This window comes from Brachybacterium zhongshanense, assembly GCF_055385755.1.
In genome coordinates this window covers 1603362-1623084 of sequence record NZ_AP043790.1, presented here as the reverse complement: position 1 = coordinate 1623084, position 19723 = coordinate 1603362, and the positions used below count along the sequence as shown (strand labels likewise).

Below are 19723 nucleotides of genomic sequence, written 5' to 3'. Positions count from 1 at the left end.
TCCTCCGCGCGGCGTCGGACGCCGCTGAGGGACACAGCGACGAGCCCGGTTCGACGGTGCGACTGCACCGTCGAACCGGGCTCGTCGCATGTGCGGGAGCACCGTTCCCGTCACAGAAGAGTGATGTGGCCCAGCACGTGCGCGCCTGTGCTCGGAGCAGTCCTCGGAGCACGTATGATGACGGGGTGCCGTCAAGTGGCGGGCGCCGTGCGCTCACCACAGCCCCTTCCTCAGAGGGGCGCGGTGACATGGGCATGCATCGGCCCATGCGAGTACCAGCTCCGTCGTGCGGAGTCGAAGATCGCGGCAGCGACCGATCGGCGTCGCCCGCAGGAGATATCGAGCGGAAGGTCATCTCTGTGATCCCCCAGGCCCCTCAGCGCTCACGGCGCGGACGCCGCATGCTGGCGACAGGCGTCGCACTGGCAGTCCTGGTCCTCTCCGGCTGCACGGACAAGCAGCTGCGGGGATTCCTGCCGGGCTACGACGACGGACAGGTCACCAACCAGACCGGTCGCATCATCGACCTCTGGGTCGGTTCGTGGGCGGTGCTGGTCATCGTCGGCCTGATCGTGTGGGGTCTGGCGATCTGGTGCTCCATCGCGTACCGCCGCCGCAAGAACGACACGGGCTTCCCGATCCAGCTGCGCTACCACGTGCCGCTCGAGCTGATGTTCACGCTGCTGCCCGTGGTCATGGTGCTCACCTTCTTCTACTTCACCCAGCGTGACATCCACGAGATCGAGGCGCTCGACGACGAGCCCGATGTCGTGATCAACGTCGTCGGCAAGCAGTGGAGCTGGGACTTCAACTACGTCACCTACGACGTGCATGAGCCCGCAGGCGTGCAGTCCTTCGAGACCGGTCAGGAGGGGGCGGCCGAGTCCCTGCCTGTCCTGTACCTGCCCGAAGGCGAGACGGTCGAGTTCCGGCTTGACTCCCGCGACGTCATCCACTCGTTCTGGGTCGTCGACTTCCTCTACAAGAAGGACATGATCCCGGGGCACACCTCGACCTTCCAGGTCACCCCGACCCGTGAGGGCACCTACGACGGCAAGTGCGCGGAGCTCTGCGGCGAGTACCACTCCGACATGCTCTTCAACGTGAAGGTCGTCTCTGTGGAGGAGTTCGAGGCGCACATGCAGGAGCTCGAGGACCAGGGGTACACCGGCCAGCTCGGCGTGGACCTCAATCGCAATCAGGAGGACTGGAGCATGCGCGAGGCCTACGACCAGGGCGTCGCCGACACCCGTGGCGGCTCCCAGGCAGGACAGGAGGGCGACAAGTGAGCGTCCGCACCGGTACCGCAGCACCGGGGACCTCGGCCCCCGCCCGATTCAAGGAGCCTGAGCGCAGCAGCGCCGGCAAGCTGATCTTCAACCTCCTGACGACGACCGACCACAAGCTGATCGGTCTGATGTACATGGGGATGGCCTTCGCCTTCTTCTGCTTCGGCGGCCTCCTCGCCCTGATGATCCGTGCCGAGCTCTGGGAGCCCGGTCTGCAGGTCGTGGTCTCCAAGGACCAGTACAACCAGCTGTTCACCATGCATGGCACGATCATGCTGCTGATGTTCGGCACCCCTCTGTTCAACGGCTTCGCGAACTATCTGGTGCCGCTGCAGATCGGTGCAGTGGACATGGCGTTCCCGCGCCTGAACATGTTCGCCTTCTGGCTGACCCTCTTCGGGTCGCTGATCGCTGTGGGCGGCTTCCTGACCCCCCAGGGCGCCGCCTCCTTCGGCTGGTTCGCCTACGCTCCGCTGTCGGACACCACCTTCACGCCAGGCCTGGGGGGTGATCTTTGGGTCTTCGGCTTGGGCTTGCAGGGCTTCGGCACCATCCTCGGCTCGGTCAACTTCATCACCACGATCATCTGCATGCGCATGCCCGGCATGACCATGTTCCGCATGCCGATCTTCACCTGGAACGTGCTGATCACCGGCATCCTCGTCCTCATGGCCTTCCCGCCGCTGGCCTCCGCTCTGCTCGCGCTCGGCGCAGATCGTCGGTTCGGCGCGCAGATCTTCAACGCGGAGAACGGCGGTCCGATCCTCTGGCAGCACCTGTTCTGGTTCTTCGGCCATCCTGAGGTGTATGTCCTCGCGCTGCCGTTCTTCGGCATCGCCTCCGAGATCATCCCGGTGTTCTCTCGCAAGCCGATCTTCGGCTACAAGTCCCTGGTCGGTGCGACGATCTCGATCGCTGCGCTGTCTGTGACGGTGTGGGCGCACCACATGTACACCACCGGCGCGATCATGCTGGACTTCTTCTCCTTCATGACGATGCTGATCGCGGTGCCCACCGGCGTGAAGTTCTTCAACTGGATAGGGACGATGTGGAGAGGGTCCATAACGTTCGAGACGCCGATGCTGTTCACCCTCGGCTTCCTCACGACGTTCCTCTTCGGCGGCCTCACCGGTGTCATCCTCTCCTCGCCGGTGCTGGACTTCCACCTCTCGGACAGCTACTTCGTGGTGGCGCACTTCCACTACGTGGTGTTCGGAACAGTCGCCTTCGAGATGTTCGCAGGGTTCTACTTCTGGTGGCCCAAGATGTTCGGCTACAAGCTTCATGAGGGGCTGGGCAAGTTCCACTTCTGGATGCTGATGATCGGCTTCCACATGACCTTCCTGATCCAGCACTGGCTGGGTGTCGAGGGCGCGCCTCGCCGCTACGTCAACTATCTGGCGGAGGATGGCTTCCAGTGGATGAACCAGATCTCGACGGTCGGTGCTTTCATCCTCGGTGCCTCCACGCTGCCCTTCATCCTGAACGTCGTGCTCACGCACACCAAGGGCAAGAAGGTCGAGGTCGACGACCCGTGGGGTTACGGAGCATCCCTGGAGTGGGCCACTTCGTGCCCGCCGCCGCGACACAACTTCCACTCGCTGCCCCGTGTGCGTTCTGAGCGTCCGGCTTTCGATCTCCATCACCCGGAGGCCGCCGCGCAGGATCACATGCTGGCCGAGGAGCCCGTGAAGCACCCGAGGAGCAACTGACCCATGAATGCATCAGCGCGCATCTTCTTCATCCTCTGCGCCTTCTTCGCGGTCGTGGGCATCGCCTACGGCGTGATCACGGGACGGAACGAGCCGATGGGCATCGAGCCCGTAGGATTCGCCGCCCTGCTCGGCGCCGCCGGCCTGGCCGGCCTCATCGCGATCTTCCTCTCGCTGAACACCCGGGTCCACAAGGACCGGCCCGAGGATCGCCTCGACGGCGAGGTCTCTGACCAGGCTGGCGTCCAGGGCAGCTTTGCCCCGTACAGCTGGTGGCCGCTGTGGACCGCTGCGGGAGCCGCCCTGTGCTTCCTCGGGGTCGCCGCAGGATGGTGGCTCTTCGCGTTCGGGTTCATCCTGGCGTTCGTCGGGATCGTGGGCTGGGTTCTGGAGTTCTCCTCCGGTCAGCACCAGCACTGAGGCCGTATCTCCCCATCGACGGCACGTCTTCAGAGGGCCCTGCATCGACAGATCGATGCAGGGCCCTCTGCTGTCGTGCATGTGCGTCCCCGTCCTCGTAGGTGTCGGCGTCTGCGCCGCTGTGTCCGTCCTCCATCGCGCAACGGTGCTGTGCGGAGTCGATGAGCTGTGCATCAGCGAGGACTGCCACGGGAGTGCGCTGCCCGTGGAGAACGCGCGGAATGTATGCTCTGCGCACGGCGTGCCTCGGCCGGATGCTTCGGCTGTGCCGTGCCCTCCGCTCGACGATCTCCCGCTGCAGTGCGCTGGAGACTTCATCCGAGGCGGAGCGTCGACTTCGCAGTGACGCACGCAGAAGCTCGATGACTGGTGGTGGGACGTCTGCATGGCGTCTGTGATCGCACGAGGCCTGGGAGGGACCGATGCTGGGCAGCAGGATGACACCGCAGAGGCGAGCGGAGATGGAGCTGCGCCGGTCCTTCCCTGCTGCGGATCCCCACGGTGAGGCTCTGCGATGGGCGCGGGAGGAGCTGCTCTCGGCTGCTGTGGATCCGGTGCGTTCTCCGATCGCTGCGACGCGTCTTCTTCGGCGCCGACGGAGCGGCCTCGGTCTTGTGGGTGCTCGCTCATTGGTCGACGAGATGGCTGGTCGACCCTCCCGGAGCGGGGGAGCGCGCGCATCACGTCGTCGGAGCATACTGCGCTGATAGGCGTGCAGGGGTGCGGAGCACGTCCCCGCTGCGCTGCGATCGCACCGCGGGAAGTGGGGGTGATGCTGCCTGTACCCAGACCAGGCGGCAGTGCGATGGGGTTGCCAGGAGGCAGGCCGTGGCACGGTGGGCAGAGCAGCCCGGAGGCACGCTCGGGCGGCCTGAGCCCCTGTCACCTGACGTGACATGCGCCGTGTGACGAGTGCGTCCGCGTCGGCACGGAATGCACCGGAGGCAGATGGCAAGCGGCAGGCGGTATCCGGCGCTCCGGACGTTCGAAGGACGCGGACCGAGGCCCATGCACTCCTGCTATGGGCGATAGGGGGGAGTATTGCCGGAATAGGCTGTTGGGCGCCTTGTGCGGCGCCACCGTTCTTCTGGGTGTCAGTGGTCCTCATCTCTTCTGTCCCAGGGCCCGCAGGGAGACCACATGCGACGCGCTGGGGGAGGAGCTGTCCGCCGACAGGGGAGAGCACTTGACCGCGTGTGTGAGGGCGGTGCGTCCTCTGTCAGGGAGCGTCCTCGGTTCACCCGGGGCGACGCGGTCTCGTACGCTGGATTCAGTCTGCGAGCGGCGGTCCGGTGATCTTCGCTGAGCGCGCTCGGGGAGCTTCGTGGGGCGAGTGGTATACGGCCTTCACACACTGCTGAGCGGCTGCTGCAGGCGCCATGGGTGTGCGCCGGTGCCACATCATCTGGTCGACTCGAGCATTGTCGAGACGCGGTGTGCAGAGTGAAGGGCCCCGGAAGAACTGGAGTTCTTCCGGGGCCCTACACTCTGCACAGAGAGGAGAAGCGCGTCTCAGTGGACCGCCTTCTCGGCCGGCGTGCGATAGTCGCCACCGGTGAGCTCGTCGATCTTGTGCTTCTCGTGATGCGAGTGCTCGAGGGCCTCACGCAGCTCCGAGGGTGAGATCGGGTCGATGCTGTCCTTGAAGAAGAAGGACGTCGCCTTGGCTCGAAGAGAGGAGACACCGTTGCCAGCCTTGAGCGGACGGTACGTGTCGTGCTGCACGAGGACCCAGCGGTCGTACTCGTTCAGCGGCTCATGGATCTCGAGCATCTCACCGCTCTCGGTGCGGACGACGCGGGACGTCTCGACCCCATGGAGTGCGAGCTCGCGCTTGTGGCGCTGCATCGAGATGCACACCCGCTTGGTGATCCAGAACGCCAGCACCGGCGCGACGAAGATCGCGATGCGGAAGAACCAGGTCAAGTTGTTGATGGACAGGTGCAGGGCGATGGCGATGAGGTCGTTCGTCGCGGCCAGCGCGAGGATCAGATAGACGACGATCCACGCGACGCCCAGCCCGGACCGCACCGGAGCGTTGTACGGCAGGTCCAGAACGTGATGCTCACGATCGTCTCCGGTCACCCAGGCCTCGATGAACGGGTACAGCGCGAGGAACCCGAGCAGACCGCCGTAGACGGCGAACGGGATGAGCATGTTCAGCGAGATCACGTAACCGAAGATCGTGAACTCCCAGCCCGGCATGAGGCGCAGGCCGCCGTCGGTCCAGAGCATGTACCAGTCAGGCTGCGAGCCGGCGGAGACGGGGGAGGGGTCGTAAGGCCCGTAGATCCACACCGCGTTGATCGCCGTGGTGGCCGAGATCAGGGTGATGATGCCGAAGACGAGGAAGAAGAAGCCTCCAGCCTTCGCGGTGTACACGGGGAACAGCGGGAAGCCCACGACGTTGCGGTCCGTCCGACCCGGGCCCGGGTAGTGAGCGTGCTTGTGCGCGACCAGCATGACCAGGTGGATGGCGATGAGACCGAGGATCATCGCCGGGATCAGGAGGATGTGGATGGTGAACAGGCGGGGGATGATCTGCGTTCCGGGGAACTCGCCTCCGAAGAGAAGCATCGACATGTAGGTGCCGATGACCGGGATCGCCTTGAACAGTCCGTCGATCACGCGCAGACCGTTGCCGGAGAGCACATCATCGGGGAGCGAGTAGCCGGAGAATCCGGCGACCATGCCGAGGACCATCAGGGTGAAGCCGACCAGCCAGTTCAGCTCACGGGGCTTGCGGAATGCGCCGGTGAAGAAGACGCGGAACATGTGCACGAAGATCGCGACCATGAACACGAGCGCGGCCCAGTGGTGCATCTGGCGGAAGAGCAGACCGCCCTTCACCTCGAAGGAGATGTGCAGCGTGGACTCGAAGGCGCGGGACATCTCCAGCCCCTGCATGGGCTCATAGGGTCCCGTGTAGACGACCTCCTCCATGGAGGGGTCGAAGAACATCGTCAGGAAGGTGCCGGAGATCAGCAGGACGATGAAGCTGTAGAGAGCCACCTCGCCGAACATGAAGGACCAGTGGTCGGGGAAGATCTTGCGGGCGAAGAACTTGACCAGGCCGGCCCCGCCGACGCGGGAGTCCAGGAAGTCGCCGCCGACCGCTCCGAGCTTCATGACGCGGCTCGGCTTCTCACCGGCGGTCTGAGTCCGGGATTCGGAAGTCGTGGTCGTCACGTGATCACTTGTCCTTGTGGATGTCCCAGAAGCTGGGACCGATCGGACCGAGGAAGTCACCGGAGGCCACCAGGTAGCCCTCGGAATCCACCTCGATCGGGAGCTGGGGGAGCGGGCGGTGCGCGGGGCCGAAGATCACCTTCGCACCGTCCGTGACGTCGAACGTGGACTGATGGCAGGGGCACAGCATGTGGTGCGTCTGCTGCTCGTACAGCGCCACCGGGCAGCCGACATGCGTGCAGATCTTCGAGAAGGCGAGGATGCCCTCGTGGCCGTTGTCCAGGCTCTCCTGGTCCTTGCCGAGCTCGGGGTCGATGCGCACGATGACGGCGGCGGCCTTGGCGCGCTCCTCCAGGTAGTGCTCGGTATCGTGCGTGAGGTCCTCGGGCATCACATGGAAGATCGAGTTCATCACGACCTCAGAGGCCTTGATCGGCGTTCCGTCATGATCCCGGGCGAGGCGCATGCCTGCTCGCCAGAACGTGTGATGGAGCTTGTTCCCGGGGAGCGGGCCCAGGGTGGACAGCGGTGCGAGCACTGCGATCGGGAGCGCCGCGAGAGCGGCCACGAGCGACGTGACGATGAGGGGGCGCCGTCCGATGCCGGACTCGTGGAGGCCGTCGGCGATGATGCCGACAGCGGCTTCACGGGTCTCCTCGTCGCCTTCGAGCGCGTGGCGCTCCTCGACCATCTCGTGGTCGGGCATGAGGGTCTTGGCCCAGTGCACAGCGGCGGCACCGATGAAGAAGACAGCGATCGCCAGTCCGAGGCCGGTGATGAGGTTCGACCACCAGAGGGCTTCAGTGCTGCCCTGCTCGGCGAAGATGTTGCGCCCGGTCGGCGTGACGAGGAAGTACGCCAGGATGAAGACGACCGTACCGACGACCGAGAGCAGGAAGAGCCCTGCGACGATGCGCTCGGCACGCTTCTCGGCGCGCGGATCGGAGTCCGCCTGACGGTGGACGTGCGGGGGGAGCCCTGGGTTCGGGAATCCGCCGTCCTCCTTGGGGACGATGGCGCTGACGCCCTTGGCGGGCGAGCTGCCGTCGAGATTGTTGTTCATGTGCTTGCTGCTCACTTGGCCTTCGCCCCCAGCCACACGGCAGTCCCGGTCAGGAGGGCGAGGATGATCGTCCATGCGTACAGACCCTCGGTGACGGGACCGAGGGAGCCCAGCGAGATGCCGCCGGGGGAGCCGTTCTCCTCGAGCTTCTCGAGGTAGGTGATGACGTCGCGCTTGTCCTGTGCGGACAGGTTCGAGTCGCTGAACACGGGCATGTTCTGGGGGCCGGTCTCCATGGCCTCGTAGACGTGCTTCGCCTCCAGGCCGGTGACCTCGGGTGCGAACTTGCCGTAGGTCAGGGCGCCGCCCTGGCCTGCGGCGTTGTGGCACATCGCGCAGTTGATGCGGAAGATCTCCCCACCGCGAGCGGCGTCGCCCTGAGAGGTGTCGAGGTACTCCTCATCGGGCACGGCAGGGCCGGCACCGAGGGAGGCGACATAGGCGGCGAGCTGACTGGTCTGCTCGTCGTCGAACTGGGGGGTCTTGCGCTGCGCCTGAGCTCCGGCGTTCTGCATGGGCATGCGCCCGGTGCCGACCTGGAAGTCGACCGCGGCGGCGCCGACACCGATCAGCGAGGGGCCGAGGGTGTTGCCGTCGGAGTCCACGACGCCTTCGGCGTTGGTGCCGTGGCAGGTGGCGCAGTTGGCGAGGAAGAGCTGCTCGCCCGCGTCGATGTCATCCTGCGTGTAGCCCTCAGCCTGGGCGGTGCGCGGCTGGAACGCGAAGTACAGCCCGCCGGTCGCGACGAGCGCGAGCAGCAATATCACGAGAAGTGCCATCGGGTGATGACGACGTGCGGCGAGTGCCTTCACGGTTCGAACCTCGATTCGTGGAGGGGACGAGCGGGGGAGGGGCGGTGGAGGATGGCAACGGGGCGAGGAGCCCGAGGAGCCCAGGGTGGGACAGCCATCAGAAGACGGTCCAGTCGAAGATGACCGGGATGACGTGATCGGGATTGATCGTGGTCATCAACGGATCGAGCAGGTACACGACGAAGAACAGGCCGATCCAGACCACGTCGACGAAGTGCCAGTAGTAGGAGAGGCAGATGACGGAGATCTGCTCGTGCTGGGTGAACTTCTTGGCCGAGAAGAGGCGCATCAGCACCATCAGGAAGGCGATGAGCCCGCCGAGCACGTGCAGCCCGTGGAAGCCGGTGGCGAGGTAGAAGACCGACCCGAAGGGGGAGGACGACAGCGTCACGCCCTTGTGGACGAGCTCGGTGTACTCGTAGGCCTGGCCGGAGACGAAGACCGCTCCCATGACGAAGGTCAGCACGAGCCATTCGACGGCACCCCATCGGGCGACGTTGAAGATGGAGCCGGTGCGGTGCTTGCGCGGGGCGAAGACGCGGCCGCCGGGCAGTCGGCCCTCGGCCATGAACACGCCCATCTGGCAGGTGAACGAGCTGGCCACCAGGATGATGGTGTTGACCAGGGCGAAGCCCTGGGTGAAGTTGCTCTGCCCATCGGCGAACGTGTCCGGGACCATGGAGCGCAGCGTGAAGAACATGGCGAAGAGTCCGCCGAAGAACATCAGCTCGCTGGAGAGCCAGACGATCGTGCCGATCTGCGTCGGATTGGGGCGGCCGACCGCAGGGGCAGCGGCGGCAGGGCGCTCGGTCATAGTCGCAGTAGTCACGTCACCACATGTCGTGTCGTCAGTTTCGGTGGCTCAGGTCACGACTCCGGAGCACACCGCAGGGCACAGCCCTGGGCGGACCACGTCAGCATATCCCTCCTGACGGCGTGTCACGAACCCAGACACACGATCGGTGGCCCGCTGTGCGGGGCGTGTGACGTATCCGTGATCCGAAGCGTGACCGGCCAGACCCTGTCCTGGCTCCTGAGTGCGATCATCGGGGCATGAGCGAGAACACTCCGACCTGGCCCGGGATCACGGCGCGACTGGTGCGCGGCGAGCAGCTGGATGCGCAGGAGGCCGGATGGGCCATGGACGAGGTGATGTCGGGCGGAGCGTCGGCGGTGCAGCTCGCCGGTTTCCTCGTCGCCCTCCAGGCGAAGGGTGTCAGCAGCTCGGAGCTGGCGGCTCTGGCAGACTCGATGGTCGCCCATGCTCGTCCCATCGCGGTTCCCGACCGGTCGATCGACATCGTCGGCACGGGAGGGGACATGGCGCAGACCGTCAACATCTCCACGATGGCCGCGCTGGTGATCGCCTCGACCGGCAGGACGGTCGTGAAGCACGGCAACCGCGCCTCTTCGTCCAAGTCCGGGACCGCGGACGTGCTCGAGCAGCTCGGGGTCCGGCTGGACCTCGAGGTGGCCCAGGTGCAGGAGATGATCGCGGAGGTCGGGATCACCTTCCTCTTCGCGCAGGTGTTCCACCCGTCCATGAGATTCGCGGCGGAGGCGCGCAAGGGGCTCGGCATACCCACCGTGATGAACATCCTCGGGCCGATCACCAATCCGGGACGCCCCGGAGCGAGCGCTGTCGGCGTCGCAGACGCGAAGGTGGCACCGATCGTCGCCGGTGTCTTCGCTGAGCGCGGGACCTCCGCTCTGGTATTCCGGGGGCAGGATGGTCTCGACGAGCTGACCGTCACTGCACCGTCGGACGTGTGGGAGGTGCGCGGGGGCGAGGTCCGTCATCATGTCCTCGATCCGCGAGATGCCGTCGGCATCGACCTCAGCCCTGTGGACTCGCTCCGGGGCGGTGATGCGGTGCAGAACGCCGACGTCGTGCGGCGCCTGTTCGCGGGCGAGGCCGAAGGTCGCCTGAGGGCCGTGCGTGAGGCCGTCCTCCTGAACGCCGCGGCCGGCATCGTCGCTCATGACGGGATCGGTGAGAAGGCCTCCGACGGCTTCGTCGACCGCCTGCGCGCTGGCTACTTCGAGGCAGAGTCCGCACTGGAGTCCGGCGGGCCAGCGGCGCTCATCACCCGCTGGGCGAAGGCCTCGCAGTCCGTCTGAGCCTCCAGGAGCGCCTGAGTCCGGGCGGTACGGGCGGCCCGGGCTTCGGGGAGCGCCCGGACCGCCAGGGGAGGCGAGCATCCCCGGTTCACCAGGGCGACCGAGGCGTCGGACGCGCTCGGAGCGCGTCGGAGGCGGTTGCGCCGTGGCCGGTGGCGCCGACGGACGGCTGCCAGGGGACGTCAGCCGTCGATTCCGAGGTCGAAGGCGGCGTCGAGGTCCCCCTTGGAGTATGTCCGGAACGCGATGTTGGTGCTGGTGTCCACGACGCCCTCGACCTTGCTGAGCCGGTCGGCGATGACATCCGCGAGGTCCTCGTGTGCGCGCACCTTCACGATGGCCACCAGATCCACGTCTCCCGTGACGGAGTAGACCTTCTCGACGCCGGCGAGGTCGACGATCTCCTGCGCGACCTCGGGAATGCGATGGGACTCGACGGTGATCGAGACGATGGCCGTGATCATGGGACCTCCTGGGAGCGTGCGCCGCGGCGCCGGATGCTGCTGCGGCACGAGCCTATTCCCTCGGAGCCGTGGCTGACCGGGCGAAGACCAGGGCGAGACGCTCCTGGGAGAACCTCGCTCGCGCCGGCACCTTCCAGTCGCCCTCGGTCAGCACGATGCGCACGCCGTCGCCCTCCAACCATCTCAGCAGCAGCTCGGACTCCTCGTGGTGGCCCTGGCAGAGCGGACCGGCCAGCGCCTCCTCGCCGTGTCCCGTCAGCGCGAGGGACCGAGCGGCGTCCAGGGGATCGCCGTGGCGCGGCACCAGGGTCGTCCCCGAGAAGCGGCCTCGGCGGATGGCCAGGATCTCCCAACCGCGCCCGCCGATGACGGGGTCGGTGCTAGGTCGGGCGGCGATCAGCAGCGGCACGCGGGACAGCGCCCGCAGGCGGCTCGCTCGTCGTGCGGCCCCGAGATAGGTGACGGCCACGCGACGGATGCGGTCGGCGTCCTCGTACCGGCCAGCGCTGACGTGTGTACGCATCCGGGCGGCGGCGTGCTCGAGGACCTCATCGGGATCCTCGAGCATCGCTCGACGCATGCGTGCGCGATGGCTGCCGCGTCCGTCGGCCGTGTCCGCGAGCTCGATGCGTCCCAGGGCGCTGCCCGCACCGAGCATCGCGTCGGTGAGCAGTGCCTTGAGCGGCTCGACGTCGTGGCGGGAGGAGAGGGGGCCGATGTGCGCGGACCCGTCGCTCTCATCGCGGGCGAGGCGCGCCGCCCGAAGGCCCTCGCGTCCGGTTCCGAGACGCAGCCACAACGCCTTCTCGGGCTTGAGGGAACGGCGGTTCGAGGGCGGCTTCTCACGACCGATGATGCGCAGCTCTCGCACGGAGGCCTCTGTCGCGGTGCGGCATTCGATGGTCCGGATCTGCTCAGCGCGGGGGAGCATGTCCAGCACGCGCCGACGAGTCTCCGCTGCGGTGAAATAGGTCCTGACCCTAGCACGCAGGTTCCTCGATGTCCCGACGTACAGGACTGCCCCGTCGACGTCGAGGAACTGATAGACCCCGGGGACGGAGGGGACGCCCTCGGCGAGGTGCTTCTTGCGCAGCTGGACGGGGCGTGCGCGCCGGTGCGCACCAGCGAGATCCTCGAGCGTGCTGGCTCCGGTCGGACCGAGGCGGGAGATGATCGCATGCAGCACGTCCACAGTGGCGCGCGCGTCGGACAGGGCACGATGGTCGGGGGTGATCGTTGCGCCAACGTGCGCTGCGAGGGTGCCCAGGCGATGGTCGCGAACCTCGTCCCGGCGGTAGACCGTGCGCGCGAGTGCAAGAGTGTCCAGCACCGTCGGGTTGGGCCACGGCAGAGCGCATGCCGCCGCCTGCGCCCTCAGGAATCCTGTGTCGAAGCGAGCGTTGTGCGCCACCAGCGCAGCGTCGCCCATGAAGTCCAGGAACATGGGCAGGACGGTGGAGATCCGGGGCGCGTCTGCCACGGTCGCATCGGAGATCCCGGTCAGCGACGCGATATACGCCGGGATGGGACGCTCAGGGTCGACGAAGCTGCGGAACTCACCGAGGACCTCGCCTCCGCGGACTTTGACCGCTCCGATCTCCGTGATCGCGTCGCTGCCCGGATCGGTGCCGGTGGTCTCGAGGTCGACGACCACGAGAGTCGCCTCCTCGAGGGGAGTGCCGAGATCGTCGAAGCTGAGCTGGCGGCGGGCGGACATGCACGCAGAGTACGACGCGCCTCCGACGGATCTGCGCCACGGGGAGCTCAGGAGAGCCTCGGGCGTTCCCTCGAGGGGCCGATGGTCACGGGGATGCGCGGCGGTCCCGCCTCTCAGCCGCCCGCGTGGCGGTCGGGGGAGGCGGGACCGGGAGGCGGCGGCCGAGAGGGGGCAGGGGCGGAGGAGCGGGCGTCAGGCTGCGGGCTTGGGCGTCGCGTAGATGTCCTCGATCACGTCCGCGAAGTCCTTGACCACGACGTTGCGCTTGAGCTTCATCGAGGGCGTGAGGTAGCCGTTCTCCTCTGTGAAGTCGGTGTCTATCACGCGGAAGACGCGGATCGACTCCGCGCGGGAGACGGTGGCGTTGGCCTTGTCGACGACCGTCTGCAGCTCGGCACGGACGCGCTCGTCCTGAGCGGCCTCGGCGACCGTCATCTCGGGCAGCCCGCTGTTCTTCAGCCAGGTGGGGAGCATCTCGGCGTCGAGGGTGAGGATCGCAGCGACGAACGGCTTCTGGTCACCGGTGACGATGCACTGGCTGACCAGCGGGTGCGATCGCAGCTGGTCCTCGAGCTGCGCCGGGGAGATGTTCTTGCCGCCGGCTGTGACGATGACCTCCTTGGATCGGCCGGTGATCGTCAGCGAGCCGTCCGCGTCGAGCGATCCCAGATCGCCGGTGCGGAACCATCCGTCGCGCAGCGCCTCCGCGGTCGCGTCGGGGTTGTCGTGGTAGCCCTTGAAGACCATGACGCCCTTGACCAGGATCTCGCCGTCGTCGTCGATCGCGACGGTCGATCCCGGCAGCGGCGGTCCGACGGTGCCGGGCTTGACATCCCACGGCAGGTTCACACAGACCGGAGCAGTGGTCTCGGTGAGGCCGTAGCCCTCGAGGACCGTGACGCCGATCCCCCGGAAGAAGTGGGCGAGGCGCTCTCCCAGGGGGGCGCCTCCGGAGACCGCCCAGGAGACCCGACCGCCCATGGCGTCGCGGAGAGTTCCATAGACGAGCATGTCGAACAGCCTGTGCTTCACCTTCAGCACCGCAGGGACCTTGCCGGCGCTCTCCGCCTTCGACCAGGCGATGGCGGTCTCCGCCGCGGCCGCGAAGATCCTGCCCTTCCCTCCGGCGATGGCCTTGGCCTCAGCACCGTTGTAGACCTTCTCGAACACGCGGGGGACAGCGAGCAGGAACGTCGGACGGAAGGCGGCGAGGTCCGGAAGCAGATTCTTCGTATCGGGCGTGAAGGCGGTCGTGACGGGCCAGGAGACGGCGAGGACCGTGAGCAGCCGAGCGAACACGTGCGCCAGCGGCAGGAACATGAGCATTCGCGACCCGCGGGGGAGCACGTGGTCCCCCAGCAGCGTCACCGCACTGCGGGTGGTGTCCACGAAGTTCGCGTGGGTGAGCTCGGCACCCTTCGGGCGGCCAGTGGTGCCCGAGGTGTAGATGATCGTGGCGACGTCGGCCATGCGACGCGAGGTCCGGCGCTGCTCGAGCGTCTCGTCGTCGACCTCCTTGCCGCGCTCCTTGAGCTCGTCGAGGATGCCGTCCTCGATGACGCCGATGCGATCCAGATGAGGCAGCTCCCCCCGGATGGACTCGACGTCCTCCTTGTGGCGCGTCTGCTCGACCAGTGCGTAGCGCGCCTTCGAGTTCGAGGCGATCCACTGGATCTGGCTGGGGGAGGAGGTCTCGTAGATCGGCACGCTCACGCCCCCCGCCCACCAGATCGCGAAGTCCGCGAGGGTCCACTCGTACCGGGTGCGCGAGAGGATGGCGACCACGTCGCCGCTCTCGACGCCGGTCGCGATCAGACCCTTCGCGACGGCCTTGACCTCGTCCACGAACTCGGCGGACGACATGGGCGTGTAGCCGCCCCGACCGTCGGCCATCTCGAAGACGGGCACTCCTCCATCGGACTCCAGACGCCCCAGCAGCAGGTCCGTGGCGTTCTCGTCCTCGCGGCTCTGGTGCTGTGCGGCGGTGCCGAACTGCTTCATCGAATCTCCTTCGATCCGGGTGGGGCCCAGCTCATGCATGCCGGGGACGCTCGCCCGGAAGCGCTGGTGGGTCCTGAGGATTCTACGCCAGCGCACCCTACGATGGTCCCTGACATTCGGGGACGACTAGGAAGGGAACACATGCTCTCCATCGGTGTGGATATCGGCGGGACCAAGATCGCGGCCGGCGTGGTCGATGAGGAGGGGCGGATCGTCGCCTCGACCACGCGCAGCACCCCCGCAACCGATCCGGAGCTCATCGAGGCCGGCGTCGCCGATGCCGTCGCTGAGCTCCGGGCAGATCACGCGGTGATCGGTGTGGGCGTCGGTGCCGCGGGGTTCGTCGATGCTGATCGCCGCACCGTCCGCTTCGCCGCCAACCTGGCGTGGCGGCAGCACCCGCTCGCCGATCGCATCGAGGCGCTCGTGGACCTGCCGGTGGTCGTGGAGAACGACGCCAATGCCGCCGGCTGGGCCGAGTACCGCTTCGGCGCGGCCCGGGACGCCGAGCACATGCTGATGGTCACGGTCGGCACCGGGCTGGGCGGCGCCGTCGTGCTCGACGGGCGGCTGCTGCGCGGTGCCGGCGGTTTCGCCGGCGAGATCGCGCACATGACCGCCGTGCCGGACGGCCAATGGTGCGGCTGCGGGCGGAGGGGCTGCCTCGAGCAGTACACCGCCGGGACGGCGCTCGTGCGTGCGGCGAAGCATCGTGCGAGGACGGGGGACCCGGTCATGGAGCCCCTCATCGCCGCCGCAGGCGGTCGGGCCAAGGACATCGACGGTCCGCTCATCACACGGCTCGCGCAGCAGGGCGATCCGGCGTCGATCGACCTCATCGGCGAGATCGGCACCTGGCTCGGGCTGGGCGTCGCCTCGATCTCCGCTCTGCTGGATCCCAGCGTCGTCGTCGTCGGAGGAGGAGTGGCGGCGGCAGGGGATCTGCTGGTCGAGCCGGCACGGATCGCCTATGAGGCGGACGTCACGGCCCGGATGCACCGCGACATGGTCCCGTGGGTCATCGCGAGCATGGGCAACGAGGCGGGGATCGTCGGGGCCGCGGACCTCGCGCGCTGAACGCGCGGGGTGAGCCGCCGGACGCGGAGCGCCCCGCAGAACGCCTCGTGAAGAAGGGCGGGCCCCCGAGCGGTGGAGAGGCGGCGCCGGGATCTGATCCGGGATCAGACCTCGGCGCCGTCGTCGTCCTCGCGGTCGGCGGGGACCTTGAGGAGCAGGGAGATCAGTCCGCCGAGCGCGGCTGCGCCGCCCAGCCAGCCCAGCCAGACCGGCAGCGATGACGACACGGCGACGACCAGCAAGAGAACGAGCCCGCCGAGGAGGGCCGTCCACCCCCACAGCGTCCCAGAGGAGCTCTCCGGCAGGTCCGGATCGGGGGCGACGAAGTCTCCCGGCAGCGGAGCGTCGTCGTCCTCATCGCCGTCGAGCTCCGGATGCCCGGAGCGGGGACGGCGATCGGAGCCGGATGCCGCTCCGAATCCCGGTGCGCCGGTGCCGAGCGCCGGCCGACCGCCCGCTGAAGGATGCGCGGCGCGCGCACGGGCGCGCGACTCGGCCGACGGAGGCTCCGGGGGACTGTCCGGGCTGGAGCGCCAGAGATCATCGTCCGCGGAGGGTGCCGACGGCCCCGATCCCGGTGAGCGGTCGGCATGCTCGCCCGGCTCCCGCCGGGCAGGCGGGACGTCCCCGGCGGCCGGCTCCTCCGGGGCGCGGCCCGGCCGGAGCACCATGCCCTCGCCCTCGAGCATGCGCTTGAACTCGGCATCGACGTCGCGCGGGTCATGACCGCCCTCCTGCCGCGTGCTCATGAAGTGCTCCGGGCTGGACGCGGAACGTGCTGATCGAGGAAGCGGGAGGACGTCTCGAACAGCAGCTGGGCGTCGTGGTCCAGAGGGACGAGGTGGTGGCTCCGCGGCAGCGGCAGGCGCTCGACGCGCCCGCGCACCCCGGCGGCGACGATGTCGCTGTCCGCGGGCGGCACCGTGTGGTCGACGCTCGAGGTCGCGAGCAGCACGGGGAGGTCGATCGCGCCGAGGTCGCGGCGCGTGCGCGAGAAGAGACCTCGCAGCTCGGCGACGGATCGCAGAGGCATGCGATCATAGGCCTCCTCCTGGACTCCCTCGAGAGCGATGTCCGAGCCGATCCCGGGCAGGGTCGGCAAGACCAGGGAGAGCGGGCGCGCGAGCATCGCCACCCAGGGCAGCGTCATCCCGGGGTTCACGGCGACCAGCGCTGCGATGCGACCGCGCAGCGCAGGGTCCTCGCCGAGCGCGAGAGTGAGGGCGCCGCCCATGGACAGACCCCCGATCGCGATAGGGCCCAGATCGTCGGAGAGCTCCACGACGGCCTCCTTGAGGGCGTCGTACCACTCGTCGGCGGACGTCGCCGCCATGTCCTGCCACCTGGTTCCGTGCCCGGGCAGCAGCGGCAGCTCGACCTCCCATCCCTGTGCCGCATGATGCTCGGCCCAGGGGCGCAGGGATTGAGGCGACCCCGTGAACCCATGACACAGGAGGAGACCGCCGCGCGGGCTAGAGTGTCCCCGGGCGCGCCAGGGACGGGACAGTTCGCTGAACGCCATGGGTCCATCGTCGCACCCGCGCCGACCGACCACATCCACGTTCCCGTGCTCGATCGTCCCCTGCAGGAGGAGCCCGTGCTCTACGACCTCGCCAAGCCGCCCGTGGCGACACTCGTGCGGATGGTGTGGCGACCCACCATCAGCGGATCCCAGAACGTGCCCGCGAGCGGCGCGGCGATCCTCGCCTCGAACCATCTCGCATACTCGGACACCGTCTTCCTCCCGGCTCAGCTGGAGAGGACAGTCCACTTCCTCGGGAAGTCGGACATCTTCTCCGGCGGGTCGCCGCTGAACGCGGTGTTCGCGCGGATCATGCGAGGCCTGAACGTCATGCCGGTCGATCGCTCCGGGGGGAGAGCGTCCTCGTCCGCGATCGAAGCGGGCCTCGAGGTGCTCGGAGCGGGACGGCTGCTGGGCATCTACCCGGAGGGGACCAGGAGTCCCGATGGACGTCTGTACCGGGGCAAGACCGGTGTGGCGCGCTTCGCGCTCGCCGCCGGTGCGCCGATCATCCCGGTGGCGATGATCGGCAGCCACGAGGCGCAGAGAGGACGGCGCTATCTGCCGCGTCGCAGCCCCCGCATCCGCGTGGTCCTCGGCGCGCCCATCGACGCGGTCGCGATCGCGGAGGCGATGCCGGGCGCCGAGGAGGCGCGGGTGCTGCGGGCCGTCACCGATGAGGTGATGGCACGCATCCAGGCGATGTCCGGGCAGGAGCGGGTGGACGAGTACGCGGCCGATGTCAAGCGGCGCCTGCGCACCGAGGGCGAGAGCACCTTGGACGGCTGACGGGCACGAGGGCCGGTTGCCGCGGATCGGGTGATACCGGTCCCGAGGCCCGGGACGGAGCATCCGCTCTCGTGGCTTCCTCAGTACCCTGGGCGGGTGACTCAGTACAGCCCCGGTGCCCCCGCCCGCGCGCACTCCTTCTCCCTGTCTGCGGCCGACGACGGCCTCGCGGCGCTCGGCGCCTGGCGCGAGCTCCCGCGGGTCCAGCAGCCTGCATGGCCGGACGAGGCCGTCCGCGCGCGCGTGTTCGATCAGCTGCGCGCCGCTCCGCCGCTGGTCTTCGCCGGTGAGGTCGATGTCCTGCGCAGCCGGTTGGCCGCTGCGGCACGTGGCGAGGCGTTCCTCCTCCAGGGAGGCGACTGCGCCGAGACCTTCGCGGAGTCGACCGCGGATCGCATCCGCAACAAGATCCGGACCATCCTGCAGATGGCTGCTGTGCTCACCTACGGCGCCTCCGTGCCGGTGGTGAAGATGGGTCGCATGGCCGGGCAGTTCGCGAAGCCGCGCTCCTCCGACGTCGAGACCCGCGACGGCGTGACCCTCCCCACCTATCGCGGGGATGCGGTCAACGACTTCGCCTTCACCGAGGAGTCCCGGATCCCGGACCCGAATCGTCTGTGGAGGACCTACACCACCAGCGCTTCCACCCTGAACCTGATGCGCGCCTTCACCGGTGGCGGATTCGCAGACCTCCGGGACGTGCACTCGTGGAACCGCGGATTCACATCGGGGCCGGGCTACGACCGCTATGAGGAGCTGGCGGCGCAGATCGACAAGGCGATTCGGTTCATGGACGCCATCGGTGCGGACTTCGACGCGCTCAAGGTGGTCGAGTTCTACGCTTCCCATGAGGCTCTGCTGCTGGACTACGAGGAGGCGATGGCGCGCATCGACTCCCGCACCGGCGAGATCTACGGCTGCTCCGGTCATTTCCTCTGGATCGGCGAGCGCACGCGGCAGATCGACGGCGCGCATGTGGACTTCATGTCGCGCCTGCGCAATCCGATCGGGGTGAAGCTCGGTCCCGATGCCTCCGTCGACGATGCCCTGCGGCTGATCGACGTCCTGGATCCCGATCGGGAGCCCGGCCGCCTGACCTTCGTCTCCCGGATGGGCGCGAAGAAGGTCCGCGATCGGCTGCCAGCTCTGGTCGAGGGGGTGCGCGATGCGGGCGCCCAGGTCGCCTGGGTCACCGATCCGATGCACGGGAACACGATCACCTCCTCCAACGGCTACAAGACGCGTCGCTTCGAGGACATCCTCGACGAGGTGGTCGGCTTCTTCGAGGTGCATCAGGAGCTGGGGACGATCCCGGCCGGTCTGCACATGGAGCTGACCGGAGACGACGTCACCGAGGTCCTCGGCGGGGCGGGAGAGATCGATGAGGCGGGACTCGCCCGGCGCTACGAGACGGTGGTGGATCCGCGCCTTAACCACCAGCAGTCCCTCGAGCTCGCGTTCCTGGTCGCGGAGATGCTCTCCCGGCGCTGATCCGCTGCACGGTCGCGTGCCGAGTCCCTCGGGGCCGCGCAGCGGCGGTGATGGTC

Annotated in this window: 16 protein-coding genes; 7 read left to right on the top strand and 9 right to left on the bottom strand. The window is 67.9% G+C overall.

What is annotated here, in order from left to right; genetic code table 11:
* The first annotated feature begins 359 nt into the window (after window positions 1-359).
* The 3 genes from ctaC to ctaF are packed head-to-tail and all read left to right on the top strand — an operon-like array spanning window position 360 to window position 3421.
* Window positions 360-1289: an aa3-type cytochrome oxidase subunit II gene (gene ctaC, locus ACZ5AJ_RS07345; protein ID WP_464138410.1), complete on the top strand. Its 930-nt coding sequence runs from the start codon at window positions 360-362 to the stop codon at window positions 1287-1289.
* A complete protein-coding gene (gene ctaD / locus ACZ5AJ_RS07340) occupies window positions 1286-3001 on the top strand; it encodes an aa3-type cytochrome oxidase subunit I (protein ID WP_464138409.1) in 1716 nt (571 codons plus the stop codon). The genes ctaC and ctaD overlap by 4 nt, the downstream gene beginning before the upstream one ends.
* A gap of 3 nt (window positions 3002-3004) precedes the next feature.
* Window positions 3005-3421, top strand: coding sequence for an aa3-type cytochrome oxidase subunit IV (gene ctaF, locus ACZ5AJ_RS07335; protein WP_464138407.1), 417 nt, complete (start codon window positions 3005-3007; stop codon window positions 3419-3421).
* A gap of 1512 nt (window positions 3422-4933) precedes the next feature.
* Here the strand turns inward: ctaF and qcrB are convergent.
* The 4 genes from qcrB to ctaE all read right to left on the bottom strand — a co-directional run bounded on the left by qcrB (window position 4934) and on the right by ctaE (window position 9299).
* Complete coding sequence (gene qcrB, locus ACZ5AJ_RS07330) at window positions 4934-6610, bottom strand: cytochrome bc1 complex cytochrome b subunit (RefSeq protein ID WP_464138406.1); 1677 nt, start codon at window positions 6608-6610, stop codon at window positions 4934-4936.
* Window positions 6611-6614: 4 nt separating this feature from the next.
* Entirely contained in the window at window positions 6615-7673 is a 1059-nt protein-coding gene (qcrA, locus tag ACZ5AJ_RS07325; protein ID WP_464138712.1) for a cytochrome bc1 complex Rieske iron-sulfur subunit, read from the bottom strand.
* Between the two features lie 11 nt (window positions 7674-7684).
* The gene (qcrC, locus tag ACZ5AJ_RS07320) at window positions 7685-8485 is read right to left on the bottom strand and encodes a cytochrome bc1 complex diheme cytochrome c subunit (protein ID WP_464138405.1); all 801 of its coding nucleotides are present in this window, start codon (window positions 8483-8485) and stop codon (window positions 7685-7687) included.
* Window positions 8486-8582: 97 nt separating this feature from the next.
* A complete protein-coding gene (gene ctaE / locus ACZ5AJ_RS07315) occupies window positions 8583-9299 on the bottom strand; it encodes an aa3-type cytochrome oxidase subunit III (protein ID WP_464138404.1) in 717 nt (238 codons plus the stop codon).
* Window positions 9300-9538: 239 nt separating this feature from the next.
* Here ctaE and trpD point away from each other — a divergent pair, with 239 nt between their 5' ends.
* Window positions 9539-10606, top strand: coding sequence for an anthranilate phosphoribosyltransferase (gene trpD / locus ACZ5AJ_RS07310; RefSeq protein ID WP_464138402.1), 1068 nt, complete (start codon window positions 9539-9541; stop codon window positions 10604-10606).
* A gap of 182 nt (window positions 10607-10788) precedes the next feature.
* Here the strand turns inward: trpD and ACZ5AJ_RS07305 are convergent, their stop codons facing one another.
* The 3 genes from ACZ5AJ_RS07305 to ACZ5AJ_RS07295 form a co-directional block, all read right to left on the bottom strand.
* A complete protein-coding gene (locus ACZ5AJ_RS07305) occupies window positions 10789-11070 on the bottom strand; it encodes an Lrp/AsnC family transcriptional regulator (protein WP_464138401.1) in 282 nt (93 codons plus the stop codon).
* A gap of 52 nt (window positions 11071-11122) precedes the next feature.
* Window positions 11123-12787, bottom strand: a complete 1665-nt coding sequence (locus ACZ5AJ_RS07300) for a DEDD exonuclease domain-containing protein (RefSeq protein WP_464138399.1) — start codon at window positions 12785-12787, stop codon at window positions 11123-11125.
* Window positions 12788-12979: 192 nt separating this feature from the next.
* A complete protein-coding gene (locus tag ACZ5AJ_RS07295; protein ID WP_464138398.1) occupies window positions 12980-14788 on the bottom strand; it encodes an AMP-dependent synthetase/ligase in 1809 nt (602 codons plus the stop codon).
* Between the two features lie 141 nt (window positions 14789-14929).
* Here ACZ5AJ_RS07295 and ACZ5AJ_RS07290 point away from each other — a divergent pair, with 141 nt between their 5' ends.
* Window positions 14930-15865, top strand: a complete 936-nt coding sequence (locus ACZ5AJ_RS07290; protein WP_464138396.1) for an ROK family glucokinase — start codon at window positions 14930-14932, stop codon at window positions 15863-15865.
* A gap of 104 nt (window positions 15866-15969) precedes the next feature.
* Here ACZ5AJ_RS07290 and ACZ5AJ_RS07285 read toward each other — a convergent pair whose 3' ends face one another.
* Together ACZ5AJ_RS07285 and ACZ5AJ_RS07280 are read right to left on the bottom strand one after the other, a co-directional pair.
* A complete protein-coding gene (locus ACZ5AJ_RS07285; protein WP_464138395.1) occupies window positions 15970-16614 on the bottom strand; it encodes a hypothetical protein in 645 nt (214 codons plus the stop codon).
* Window positions 16611-17387 (bottom strand): alpha/beta hydrolase, encoded by a 777-nt coding sequence (locus ACZ5AJ_RS07280; protein ID WP_464138394.1) that lies wholly within the window; start codon window positions 17385-17387, stop codon window positions 16611-16613. Before ACZ5AJ_RS07280 ends, ACZ5AJ_RS07285 begins: the two co-directional genes overlap by 4 nt.
* 45 nt (window positions 17388-17432) lie before the next feature.
* Here ACZ5AJ_RS07280 and ACZ5AJ_RS07275 point away from each other — a divergent pair, with 45 nt between their 5' ends.
* Window positions 17433-18176 carry a lysophospholipid acyltransferase family protein gene (locus ACZ5AJ_RS07275; protein ID WP_464138392.1) on the top strand — a complete coding sequence of 248 codons (744 nt, stop codon included), beginning with the start codon at window positions 17433-17435 and terminating at the stop codon, window positions 18174-18176.
* A gap of 96 nt (window positions 18177-18272) precedes the next feature.
* A complete protein-coding gene (locus tag ACZ5AJ_RS07270) occupies window positions 18273-19667 on the top strand; it encodes a class II 3-deoxy-7-phosphoheptulonate synthase (protein ID WP_464138390.1) in 1395 nt (464 codons plus the stop codon).
* Window positions 19668-19723 lie beyond the last annotated feature (56 nt).

Bases quoted from the DNA above. Each gene is read 5' to 3' on its own strand.
- ctaF (WP_464138407.1), top strand. From the start codon at position 3,005: ATGAATGCATCAGCGCGCATCTTCTTCATCCTCTGCGCCTTCTTCGCG.
- qcrA (WP_464138712.1), bottom strand. From the start codon at position 7,673: ATGAACAACAATCTCGACGGCAGCTCGCCCGCCAAGGGCGTCAGCGCC.
- ctaE (WP_464138404.1), bottom strand. From the start codon at position 9,299: ATGACCGAGCGCCCTGCCGCCGCTGCCCCTGCGGTCGGCCGCCCCAAT.
- trpD (WP_464138402.1), top strand. From the start codon at position 9,539: ATGAGCGAGAACACTCCGACCTGGCCCGGGATCACGGCGCGACTGGTG.
- ACZ5AJ_RS07305 (WP_464138401.1), bottom strand. From the start codon at position 11,070: ATGATCACGGCCATCGTCTCGATCACCGTCGAGTCCCATCGCATTCCC.
- ACZ5AJ_RS07300 (WP_464138399.1), bottom strand. From the start codon at position 12,787: ATGTCCGCCCGCCGCCAGCTCAGCTTCGACGATCTCGGCACTCCCCTC.
- ACZ5AJ_RS07295 (WP_464138398.1), bottom strand. From the start codon at position 14,788: ATGAAGCAGTTCGGCACCGCCGCACAGCACCAGAGCCGCGAGGACGAG.
- ACZ5AJ_RS07290 (WP_464138396.1), top strand. From the start codon at position 14,930: ATGCTCTCCATCGGTGTGGATATCGGCGGGACCAAGATCGCGGCCGGC.
- ACZ5AJ_RS07285 (WP_464138395.1), bottom strand. From the start codon at position 16,614: ATGAGCACGCGGCAGGAGGGCGGTCATGACCCGCGCGACGTCGATGCC.
- ACZ5AJ_RS07280 (WP_464138394.1), bottom strand. From the start codon at position 17,387: ATGGCGTTCAGCGAACTGTCCCGTCCCTGGCGCGCCCGGGGACACTCT.